The sequence below is a fragment of the Litorilinea aerophila genome, from assembly GCF_006569185.2.
In the GTDB taxonomy this organism is placed as follows: Bacteria; Chloroflexota; Anaerolineae; order Caldilineales; family Caldilineaceae; genus Litorilinea; species Litorilinea aerophila.
This window is the reverse complement of record NZ_VIGC02000003.1, coordinates 134,635-146,435: the sequence shown is the minus strand read 5'-3', so window position 1 is coordinate 146,435 and position 11,801 is coordinate 134,635. Positions and strand designations below refer to the sequence as shown.

At 68.5% G+C, this 11,801-nt stretch carries 7 protein-coding genes; 5 read left to right on the top strand and 2 right to left on the bottom strand.

Annotated features, from left to right (window positions below):
- Nucleotides 1–2: 2 nt before the first annotated feature.
- Both FKZ61_RS03115 and FKZ61_RS03110 read right to left on the bottom strand, forming a co-directional pair.
- A complete protein-coding gene (locus tag FKZ61_RS03115; protein ID WP_141608700.1) occupies nt 3–317 on the bottom strand; it encodes a nucleotidyltransferase family protein in 315 nt (104 codons plus the stop codon).
- A 144-nt stretch (nt 318–461) separates the two neighbouring features.
- On the bottom strand, nt 462–1,376 hold the full coding sequence (locus tag FKZ61_RS03110) for an aminoglycoside phosphotransferase family protein (protein ID WP_141608609.1): 915 nt from the start codon (nt 1,374–1,376) through the stop codon (nt 462–464).
- A 302-nt stretch (nt 1,377–1,678) separates the two neighbouring features.
- On the opposite strand from FKZ61_RS03110, the gene FKZ61_RS03105 reads away from it, so the two are divergent.
- From FKZ61_RS03105 to FKZ61_RS03080, 5 genes are all read left to right on the top strand, one after another.
- A complete protein-coding gene (locus FKZ61_RS03105; protein WP_211358380.1) occupies nt 1,679–3,106 on the top strand; it encodes an ABC transporter substrate-binding protein in 1,428 nt (475 codons plus the stop codon).
- An 81-nt stretch (nt 3,107–3,187) separates the two neighbouring features.
- Nucleotides 3,188–4,132: a carbohydrate ABC transporter permease gene (locus tag FKZ61_RS03100; protein WP_141608608.1), complete on the top strand. Its 945-nt coding sequence runs from the start codon at nt 3,188–3,190 to the stop codon at nt 4,130–4,132.
- 12 nt (nt 4,133–4,144) lie between these two features.
- On the top strand, nt 4,145–5,002 hold the full coding sequence (locus FKZ61_RS03095; RefSeq protein WP_141608607.1) for a carbohydrate ABC transporter permease: 858 nt from the start codon (nt 4,145–4,147) through the stop codon (nt 5,000–5,002).
- Nucleotides 5,003–5,007: 5 nt separating this feature from the next.
- Entirely contained in the window at nt 5,008–8,163 is a 3,156-nt protein-coding gene (locus tag FKZ61_RS23830; protein ID WP_141608606.1) for a PD-(D/E)XK nuclease family protein, read from the top strand.
- Nucleotides 8,163–11,627, top strand: a complete 3,465-nt coding sequence (locus FKZ61_RS03080) for a UvrD-helicase domain-containing protein (protein WP_170199170.1) — start codon at nt 8,163–8,165, stop codon at nt 11,625–11,627. The genes FKZ61_RS23830 and FKZ61_RS03080 overlap by 1 nt, the downstream gene beginning before the upstream one ends.
- Nucleotides 11,628–11,801: the final 174 nt, after the last annotated feature.

Here is an 11,801-nt window from a genome sequence, read left to right as displayed (position 1 = left end):
CGTCATCCCGCCACATGGACCTGCTCCAGGTGGTTCAGAATGTGTTTTCGGCGGATGTAGTTCTTGCTCGCCTCAACCGTGCGCCGCTCCACCAGAGCCACCTTGCGGCCGAACATGTTCTCCAACTCCTCAATCATCGTCAGCCACTGCTGAAAAGACGGCTGCATGCCTGGCGCGAAGGAGACCAGTACGTCCACGTCACTGTCAGGACGAAAATCGTCCCGCAGGGCAGATCCAAAAATGGCGAATTCCACAATGCCCCAGCGGCGACAGAAATCCGCGATGGCCTCTTTATACAAGTGGATTGGCAACGGCATGGCTACGTCCTCCATACTTTCTTTCGCCAGGGTTTCCACTGCCAGCAGTTTACCCTGCGCAGCGTGCTGTAACAAACCAGTCCCAGCTACGGGACACTGTCCCCCCTGGCGTGGCCTCCATCGGGAGGGGAACCGAAGACGCCGCTATCGGGCCAACCGCTCCTCCGCCAGCACCTCCTGGATGGCGTGGCGCGCGATGCCGGCCAGCACCGGGTTGCTCTCCCGGTAGTACGGGTAGGCGATCACCCCCACCGACAGGGCCCAGCCCCGGCCACGGGCCCAGGTCGCCTCGTCCACGGCCAGGCTGGCCCGGAAGACGGCCCGGGCTTCCGCCGCGAAGAAGTTCCAGGCCACCTGCAGGTCGCAGGCCGGATCCCCCACCCCCAGACAGCCAAAGTCGATGACCGCGCAGAGCTGCCCATCCTGCACCAGCAAATTTCCCCCCTGCAGGTCGCCGTGGATCCAGACGGGCGGGCCATCCCACACCGGCACCCGGAGGGCCGCCTCCCACGCGGCCGTCACCGCATCGGCATCGAACGCGCCGTCCAGCGCGGCGATGGCGGCCCGGACCTGGGCATCCCGCGCCGCCAGGGGGACGCCCCGGGAGGAGTTCCCGGGACCCGGCCGCGGCCCGCCGGTGGGGTCGATTCCCTGCAGGGCGGTGATGAAGCCGGCCAGCGCGATGGCAGCCTGGGCCGGATCGGCCAGGGGCGCCCGGGTGGCATTTTCCCCCGGCAGCCAGCGGTAGATGGACCAGTGCCAGGGGTAACCGTAGGCCGGTCGGCCCAGGGCCAGGGGCGTCGGCACGGCCAGGGGCAAGTGGGGGGCCAGCCGGGGCAGCCAACGCTGCTCCCGGGCCACCTGCCCGGCCGCCCAGGGCACCCGGGGCAGCCGCACGGCCATCTCGTCGCCCAGCCGATACATGGCGTTGTCCGTCCCGGCAGAGGGCACCGGCTCCAGGGGCAGGTGAGCCCAGCGGGGAAACTGGTCCGCCACCAGCCGCCGGACCAGGGACAGGGGGATGGTCAATTCATCTGCATGCATCTTGGTGTGGGTCATGGAGCCAGTTTCCATCACGGACCAGGGTTTGTCAACTTGTCACCGCTAACGGGGTGCAGCGATTCGGCGGGACCCGGCGGACCCGGCGAACCTGTTTGACACCCCTCCAGCCCCTTTGCTATAATCCCGCCACCCCGTCGGAATCCGGTTGTGCTGGTTCAACCGGCCACGTAGCAACCGCTGTTTTATCACCACTGTTTTACACCGCTGTGACGGCCCCCCGGCCGTACCTGCAACACCAATCACATTGTGTCCGCTTCATGGAGAAAACTCGTGGAGAAGAAAGGCAAGGGAGCACGACCATGTCACGCCGTGAAGAAGAATACCTGATCCAGGAAGCCTTGTTGAACCGGCTGCGCCGGGGACAGATGGATCGCCGCCAGTTCATGACCCGCATGTTGGCCGCGGGCCTGGGCCTGAGCGGCGTGAGTGCGGCCATTGCCGGCTGCATGCCAGCCCCTGCACCTGCAGCTCCCCAGGCCGGCTCCGCTGCCTCGTCGCAGGGCGCAGCCAGCAGCGGCGAACGCCCCCTGACCCCCACCTTCTACCAGTGGATTGTGGACCTCCACCCCAGCATCCCGGAAGTCAACCAGCGCTTCGAAAACCTGAACTTCCAGATCGCGCCGGTGGAGGGCTTCGGCATCGAACGCTTCGTGGCCGAGGCCAAGAACCAGGAGAGCACCTGGGACGTCTACGTGGGCATGACCCCCTTCGTGGAGATGACCGCGCTGATCGAGGCCGGCGTCATCGAGCCCTGGGACGAGTACATCCCCAAGGAAGTGGTGGACGACCTGATCCCCTCCATCCGGGAGGAGTGCACGGTAGACGGCAAGCTCTACAGCTGGCCCTTCCTGCTGGACATCATCGGCATGGGCTGGAACTCGGAGCTGACCGACCAGGCCGGCATCACCTCCATCCCCACCACCTGGGATGAGTACCTGGCCGCCTCCCAACAGATCGTGGACTCCGGCGCGGCTCTCTACGGCTGCACCTTCGACGCCCACGGCTGGCGCTCCCTGGCCCCCTTCACCCACAGCCTGAGCACCGACGTCTACACCGAGGAAGGGCTCTTCGACTTCACCAGCGAGCCCGCCATCGAGGCCCTCAAGCTCATGAAGGAGATGATGGCCCTCTCCCACCCGGACATCCTGCTGGAAGGCGCCACCGACGGCGGCGTCAACGGCACGCCGGACGAGGTGGCCTTTGCCGCGCGCAAGGTGGCCTACTACACCAAGTACTTCAACGCCCCCCTGCGCATGGCTGCCAACTGGCCCGACCCCTCCAAGCTCAAGATGGCCGGCCTGCCCAAGTTCGCCGGCGGCGAAGGAGCCACCGTCTTCTGGACCACCGGCGCCTGCCTCTTCAAGTACGGCAAAAACAAGGAGAAGGCCGCCGAGTATGTGCGGGCCCTCACCTACGACGAGCAGATCTGGCGGGATTCCATCGCCGGCAGCGCCACCGCCCACCCCGGCCAGCTGCCGCCCTACGCCTCCCTCTACGCCAAGTGGGACGCCAACCCGCCCGACTGGATGCCCCCCTTCGTGGGGTTGATCCGGGATCAGCTTCCCATCGCCCGGGCCATTCCCAACCACCTCTTCGGGCTGACCCAGTTCCAGATCGGCAAACCCCACTGGGAAACTTACCTCACGGGCGAAGAGCCGGATCCCATGGTGGCCATGCAGGCGGCCAAGGACGCCGTGTTGGCCGAGCTGGAAAAGGCCCGCAGCTAACTCCTTTCCATCGGGATTGCACAGCAGGGGCCAGGACCATGGCCCCTGCTGCTTGTTGTTTCGTCATAACACAGGAGAACCATGGCCACACTGACCTCCAAACCGAAACTCCAGGCCCTTCCCTACCGCCCGCCGGCCGTGTTGCGTAACCTGACCAACTGGGTCTTCATGGTGCCGGCCCTGTTTTTCTTCCTGGGCTACATGGTCTACCCCATCCTGCGGGTGCTCTTCATCAGCTTCACCAACTACAAATACCTGAGCACCGAGCCGGCCCAATGGGTGGGCTTGCAGAACTACGTGGACGCCCTGCAGGACCCGGTCATGTACGCCGGCCTGTGGCGGGCCACCCAGTTCACCCTCATGTTCTTGCCCGGCACCATCATCATCCCTCTCCTGCTGGCCGTGCTGGTGGACCGGGTACAGCATCGAGGCCTGGCTACCTTCTACCGCATCATCATCCTGATCCCGGCGGTGATCCCCGGCCCCATGATCTTCGTGCTCTGGAAGTGGCTCTACAACTTCCAGATCGGCCCCATCAACTACATCCTGGTGGAGGTGCTCCACCTCTTCACTCCCCAGACCGCGCCCCAGTGGCTGGGTGGCACCCCCCTGACCCTGCCCGCAGTGGCCATCTTCGAGGTCTGGTGGGGGCTGGGCTACCACACCATGTTCTTCCTGGCCGGGCTGGCCGCCATCCCCAAGGAGCTCTACGAGGCCGCCCGCATCGACGGGGCCAACGAGTGGAAGCTCCTGCTCCACGTCACCATCCCCCGCCTGCGCCCGGTCCTGGCCGTGCTGGTGGTCCTCCGCTTCGGCTCGGCCATGGCAGTCATCGACGAGTTTCTCATCTTCGGCGGCTTCAACCGGGCCTCGCCCACCTACACCTGGACCGTCTACATGTACGACCTGGCCTTCAAGATCGGTGAGTGGCTCCAGGGCTACGCCGCGGCCATCGGCTGGATCGGCGCCATGGCCATGATGGTGGTGGTGGCCGGCCTGCTCTATGTCTTCCGCCCCCAGGATTAGGGAGAAAGTACCATGACCGTTTCCCACGCCCATCTTCGTCGCCGCCGACAGATAGCCACCCTGGCCAAGCACCTGGTCATCAACTTCTTCGTGCTCATCATCCTGCTGCCCCTGGCCTGGGTTTTTCTGCTTTCCATCAAGTCCATCCCGGACGCCTACACCGGCGCCCTCTGGCCGGAGCAGTTCGACTTCACCCACTACGCCTACGTGCTGGAGAAGATCGAGACCCTGCCCCGCAACCTGTGGAACAGCGTCTACGTCACCCTGGCCACCGTCTTCATCACCTCCCTCTGTGCGGTGTTGGGCGGCTACGCGCTGGTACACCTGGAGCTGCCCGGCCGTCGGCTGGTGCTCTTTGGCCTCATCGCCTCCCTCTACTTCCCGGTGCGGGTGGTCTCCCTCATCTCCATCTTCGAGATCCAGCGCACCCTGGGGCTCATCAACACCACCAGCGGCCTGATCCTGCCCTACGTGACCCTGAACCTGGCCATCAGCATCCTGATCATGCGCAGCATCTTCGAGCAGATCCCCCGAGAGCTCATCGACGCTGCCCGCATCGACGGCTGCGGGCCATGGCGGACCCTGGTGTCGGTGACCCTGCCCCTGATCACCAACGGCCTGGTGGTGGTCCTCATCGTCAACTTCGTCACCGCCTGGGGCGAATACCTGCTGGCCGCCACCCTCACCAACGACCAGATCGTGCGCACCCTGCCCGTGGTGCTGGCCTCGGCCCACGGCGGCATGGGCCAGTGGGCGTGGCCCCGCATCGCCGCGGTCTACGTCATCGTCATCGCGCCGGGTATTCTGGTCTTTGCCCTGGCCCAGAAGTTCTTCTTCCAGGGCCTGCTGGAGGGCGCACTGAAGGCGTAGGCGCCATGGCGGTCTCCCTCTACCTCTCCCCCGACAACCAGGCCGCCCTGGCGCACCTCCAGGCCCTGGTGGAACGCGTCAAGGCGGCCGACCCCCTGGCGCCGGTCTGGGTGCTGTTGCCCCGGGCGCAGATCGCCCACCGGCTGCGCCGGCACCTGGGCGACACCTTCAACCTGCACATCTTCCAGTTCTACGGGCTGGCCCAGGTCGTGCTCCACGCCATCGGCCAGGAGCCCATCCACGAGATCCACAGTACCGCCGCCCGGCGGCTGGTCCATACCCTCCTGCGCAGCCTGCACCAGGCCGGACAGCTCTCCACCTTTGCGCCCGTCTGGGACAAGCCCGGCTTCACCGACGTGGTGCTGGCCTGGCTGCGGGAGATGAAGACCCAGGGCATCCTCCCCCGAGAGGTGGCCCGGGAGGCCCGGCGCACCGGCACCGAACGGGACCGGCAACTGGCCCTGCTCTACCAGGAGTACCAGCGCTTTCTGCAGGAACACCGCCTCTCCGACGCCGATGGGCTGCTCTGGCTGGCCGCCGACCAGCTAGCCCAACAGCCGGGCAACTTCCGCCAGGAGGGGCCCCTCTTCGTCTACGGCTTCGACCAGTTCAGCCCGGTGGAAATGGCGCTCCTGGCCGGCCTGGCCCCCTGCTTCGACCATCTCCACCTCTACCTGCTGTGGGATCCCGACCGGCCAGCATCCAGCCTGGCCCTGACCCGGCTGGACGCCACCCGGCGCCAGATCCTGGCCCAGCTCGCCCCCCAACAGGTGCAGACCCTGCCGGCCACGCCCCGCCCCCACGCGGTCACCCACCTCCGGGCCCACCTCTTCGAGCCCCAGGCCAAAGCCATCGCCCCGGGACCAGACCTTGTCCTGGTGGAAGCCCCTTCCCGAGAGGCAGAGGTGCGGGCTGCCCTGCGGGCCATCAAAAAGCTGCTGCTGGACGGCGTCCCCCCCCAGGCCATCGCACTGCTCGCGCCCCGGCCCGGGGCCTACGGGCGCCTGGTGGAGACCGTGGCCCAGGAGTACGGGGTGCCGGTGGCCGTGGAGAGCACCCTGGCCACCAACCCGGCGGTGGCCGCGCTGCTCAACGCCCTGAGCCTCTGGCCCGACTTCCCCTGGCGTCAGACCTTTGACCTGCTCCGCTCGCCCTACGTGGACGTGAGCGCCTGGCTGGGTGAAACGGAGATCGATCTACTGGACCAGCTGACCCGAGAACGGCCGGTGATCGCTGGCCTCTCCCAGTGGCACCACGCCCTGCGCCCCCTCACCCTCTCCCTGGACGACGGCCAGGTGGACGACGAAGATCGCAGCGAACCGCCCCTGGTGGCCCGGCTCGCCCCCGAGATCCTGGCCGCCCTGCGCTCCGGCCTGGACGGGCTCTTCCAACACCTGACGCCGCCCGCCCAGGGCACCCACGCCGACTATGCCCTCTGGCTGCAGACAGCCATCCTGGGCCTCTTCCCGGAGGAGAACGAGCCCCAGGCCTCCCTGCATCTGCTGACCTGCTGCCGGCAGGGTCCCTACCCGGACCGAGATCTGGATGCCCTGAGCCTGGCCCTCCACTCTCTGCGCCAGCTCATCGCCGCCGTGGCGCTCACAGGGGCCGCGCCGGGCGAGCCCCCAACGGTGACGTGGGAGGAGTTCCGCCGGGATCTGCGGGAGATCCTGCCCGCGGTGCCTGTCCTCCCCCCGGGCGGGGACGGCCAGGTCCGCTTCGACACCCTGGAGAGCGTGCGCGGCCTGACGCCGGACTATCTCTTTGTGCTGGGGCTGAGCGAGGGCGAATTTCCCACCCCACCTCCGCCGGACGTCCTCTACGCGGCCCACGAACGCCGGGACGCCGGCATCCCCCTGCGCCGGCCCGTGCCCGGTGAAGAGGCCACCCTCTGGTGGCAGGCAGTCAGCAACGTGGGCCAACGCCTCACCCTGCTGCGCCCGTGGCTGGACGACCGGGGGGAAGAGTGGCCGCCCTCCCCCTACTGGCAGGCAGTGGTGGACCTCTTCGCCCCCCTCACCCCGGTGCGGATCCCCGTGGCCGCGCCCCCGCCCCTGGAAGAGGCTGCCAGCCCGGAGGAGCTGGCTGTGGTTCTGGCCCGGGCCGGCGCCCGGCAGGTGCCCGAGGCCCTGGCTCCCCTGTGGCGATGGGGGCAGCAGGGGCACTGGCTGTGGCAACAGCGGGAATCTCCGCATCCGGGCCCTTTCCAGGGGGTGATCCAGGCCGCGGACCTGCAGGAGGAACTGGCCCACCGCTACGGGCCGGAGCACATCTGGAGCGCGTCCCGACTGAACCAGTACCACACCTGTCCGTTCGGCTTCTTCGCCCGACAGGTGCTGGGACTGACGCCCCGACCGGATCCAGAAGAGGGGCTGGACGCCCGCCAGCGGGGCAGCCTGCTCCACGCCATCCTGGAGCGGCTCTACCGCCGGCTCTGTGCCGAGGAGACGGTGCCCACCCCGGCCACCCAGGCCCAGGTGCTGGCCTGCCTGGATGCATGCTGTACGGAGATCTTCCAGGACGCCCCCCAGCGTTACGGCTTCCGCCCCAGCCCCCTCTGGCACCACGAACAGGCCGAAATCCGGCGCCAGCTCGCCGCGCTGCTGCGCTGGGAGTGCCAGGAAAACGGCGATCGGCCCGGCTTTCATCCCTTCCAGCAGGAGCTGGCCTTCGGCACGGCCGGGGGATATCCACCGGCCCACATCGCCGATGGCGACGGCCGCGCCATCCGCCTGCGGGGCATCATCGACCGCATCGACCGGGACGAGGACGGCCGGCTGCGCATCATCGACTACAAGAGCGGCAGCACCCGCTACAACGGGCGAGACATCGAAGAGGGCCGGGCCGTCCAGGTGGCCCTCTACGCCCTGGCTGCAGAGCAGCTCTTCGGGGAAGGGGTTGTGGTGGAAAGCATCTACCTCCACATCCCCACGCGGGAACTGAGTGGCCGGCTGGACTTCGCCCAGGAGAAGGCACGGAGCACCCTGGCAGCCGCCTGTCGCGCGGTGAGCCAGGCCGCCGAAGCAGCGAGCGCCGGCCACTTCCCCAACCTGCCCTCCCGCCCCGTGGGCCTGGTCGGCACCTGCGCCGACTGGTGCGACCTGGCCGACCTCTGCCAGGTGCCCCGCCACGGCCGTTTCCAGAGGGCAAAGGTACAATGATGAGCACCGCCCCATCCCCTACTCCTCAACAGGCCCTGGCCATCCAGACCCTGGACCGCTCCCTGGTGGTGGAGGCGGGCGCCGGCACAGGCAAAACCTGGGTGCTGGTGGCCCGCTACCTCCACCTGCTGGCACAACATCCAGAGTGGCCACTGGAGAGCCTGGTGGCCATCACCTTCACCGAGAAAGCCGCCCGGGAAATGCGCAACCGCATCCGCGCCGGCGTGGAGGAACGGGCCCAAAACGCGCCCCCCCACAGCCCCTGGCAGCAGCGCCGCCAGCAACTGGATCAGCTCCAGGTCAGCACCATCCACAGCCTCTGTGCCCGCATCCTGCGGGAAAACGCCATCGCCGCCGGCCTGGACCCAGCTTTCCAGGTGTTGGAAGAGGACGAAGCGGGCCTGCTGGCCGAAGAGGCCATCCGCCAGACCCTGGCCACCCTGGGCGAGACGGTCGACCACCCCGCGCTGCCCCTCTTCGCCAGCCTCAGGGTCCAACAGATCCGGGATATCATGGCCGATCTGCTGGCCCAGCGGGGCACCGTCCAACAGCGCTTCGACCGGCTGGACGACCGGGAGGCCCTGCTGGCCCGCTGGGCCAGGGAGGTGGAGCGGGCCCGGGAGCGGCGCTGGCAACAGGCCCTCCAGGCGTGCCCAGAGCTGGCCGCCGCACTGGAGGAGCTGCCCCAGATGGACGCCCTGCCGGCCGGCGACAAGCTCACGCCCCACGTACAGGCCGCGCAGCGGGGCTGCCATCACCTGGGCCGGGGGGAATGGATGGCCGCTCTGGAGGCCTGTAACACCATCAACTTGCGGGGTGGGGCAGCCAGAAACTGGGGCAAAGAGCGGCTGGCCTGGGTCAAAGCCATGCTCCGGGCCCTGCGGGACCACCTGAAGGAACTTCAGAAGGCCAGGCTCCTGGAAGGCATCGGCCCCCTGGACGAGCAGGCCGCGGACAGCCTGCTGGCCTGGCGGGCTCTGTGGGACGAGCTCACCCGCACCTACGACGGGCTGAAGGAGGAGCGCCACGCGCTGGACTTCGACGACCTGGAGCGGCACACGGTGCGGCTGCTCCACCAGCAGCCCCGGAGCGAACGGCTGCAGGCCTTCCTGGACGGCATCCACCATGTGATGGTGGACGAATTTCAGGATACCAACCCCATCCAGCAGCAGATCCTGGCCGTCCTGGCCCCGCCGGATGCGCCGGGGCGCCTCTTCGTGGTGGGGGATGCCAAGCAGAGCATCTATCGCTTCCGCCAGGCCCAGGTGCAGATCTTCCACCAGATGGGACAACAGGTCGAGCAGGCCACCGGCCAGGCGCCCATCCCCCTGAACCGCTCCTTCCGCACCCACCAGGAGCTGGTGCACGCCTGCAACCACCTGTTCGACCGCCTCTTCCAGCCCCTGGACGGCCTCGCCCACCGACCCTACGAAGCGCGGCCCGGCCCGTTGACCGCGGCCCGCCCCACCCCGCCGGATGCCCCGCCCCCGGTAGAGCTCTGGATCCTGCCGGCCGAAGATGGGGACGGGGAAAGGATCGACGCGAACACGGGACGCCGCTGGGAAGCCCACCTGCTGGCCGAGCGGCTGCTCTCCCTCCAGGCCGACGGTGTCCCCATCTGGGATAAACGAAGGGGATGTTATCGGCCTTTCCAGTTCCAGGACGCGGCCATCCTCTTCCGGGCCACCACCAGCCTGCCCCTCTACGAAGAGGTCTTCCAGCAGCGGGGACTGCCCTACCTGACGGTGAGCGGCCGGGGCTACTACGACCGGCCGGAAGTGCGCAACCTGCTGGTGTTGCTGGCGGCGCTGCACAACCCGGGCGACGATTTCAGCCTGGCCGCGGCCCTGCGCTCGCCCCTCTTCGGCCTGAGCGACGAAACCCTCTATCGGCTGCGCTGGCGGGACGGCGAAAACCGACGACCGGCCGAGCCCCGCCCCCTGCGCGCGGCCCTGGCCGATCCGCCCCCCACCGATCAGGATGAGGAGATCGCCCACGCCCACACGGTGCTGAAGCACCTCTGGTCTATCGCCGGACGGGTGGACGTGTGGCAACTGCTGCGGACAGCCCTGGATCACACCGGCTACGAGGTGGCCCTGGCCCTGCAGGCTCAGCCCGGCCAGGGGAGCGACCGCCCCCTCAGCAACGTGCAGAAGCTGCTGGCCATGGCCCGGGAGAAGGGCGGCGCCAGCCTCTCCGACTTCCTGCGCCGGGTGTCGGACCTGCGCGCGGCCGAGGCCCGGGAGGGGGAAGCCCTGGGGCGGGAGCCGGAAGGGGGTGCCGTCCGGCTCATGTCCATCCACGCCAGCAAGGGGCTGGAGTTCCCCGTGGTAGCCGTGGCCGACCTGGGCCGCCGCTCCACCCGGCAGGGCGGGTACATCCTCCACGACCCGCAGATCGGGCTGGTCTGCCGGGTGCTGGATGAGAACGGCGACTGGCAGGAGCCGGCCAGTTATTGCTGGGGCAAGGCGGAGATCCAGCAGATGGAAGAGGCCGAGAGCCGGCGACTGCTCTACGTGGCCTGCACCCGGGCCGCGGACCGGCTCATCCTCTCCGGCCAGATGACCGCCCAGGCGTCTACAAACTGGCTGGCCCAGATCCTGGACGCATGGGAGATCGAGGCCACCGGGCCAGAGGTGGCGGAGTGGTCCTGCCAGGCGGACGACGGCAGCGCCCCGGCCTTCCGCATCCGCATCCACCGCCCGGCCGCGCCGCCGCCCGCCAGGCGCCCGGCCAGGCCGATGGCCTCCCTCTCGCCCACCCTGACCGCCATGCCGGCCCTCTGTCGCCCCGTGCCGGTCGTCCCAGGCGCAGTCACCCGCAGCGTGACCACGCTGCTCCAGGACATGGAACAGGCTGCGGTGGAGGAGGACGGGCCCCTGCCCTTGTGGCCGGCAGTTCCACCCCCACAGCCCGGCCACACCGCCCGGCCGGTCTCCCGCTATCTCCTGGGCAACCTGGTCCACCAGGCCCTGGCCCGATGGACGATTCTGGAACTGGACGGGGAGGCGCTACGCTCGTCCCTGGCCAGGATAGCCCGCCAACTGGGGGTGATCGGACCGGACCAGGTGGAGGATGCCGTCCGCCGGGCGCGACGGCTGCTGGCGGGGCTGCAACGTTCGCCCCTCTTCTCCCAGATTCAAAGGGCCCGGCGACGCCTCCACGAAGTGCCCTTTACCCTCACCACCGGCCAGGGTGTCCTCCACGGCACCCTGGACCTGCTCTTTGAGGACGAGGAGGGCTGGTGGCTGGTGGATTGGAAGAGCGAATGGGTGGAAGCCGGGGCGATCCGCCAGAAGGCGGCCAGCTTCCGGCCCCAGCTGGCCATCTACCACCACGCGGCCCGCCGCATCCTGGGCATCGCTCCCCGCACAGGCGTCTGCCTCCTGGCCGCGAGCGCCGCGGTCCACTGGTACCCCGCGGAGGAGCTGGCGGAGGAGGCGGCGAGTTTGGGCCTCTCTTAACCCTGCCAGGTGCGGTATCCATACCGCACGGACGCCATCCCGTACGGAAACGGGACCTGCGATCTTGGGACACACCCCACCTGCCTTCGCCTTTGGCCCAACAAACCGCGGTGGGCTATAATCGGGGGATGAACGACGACACGCCCCACAGCCCGGCTCCGTGGACCGACCTGC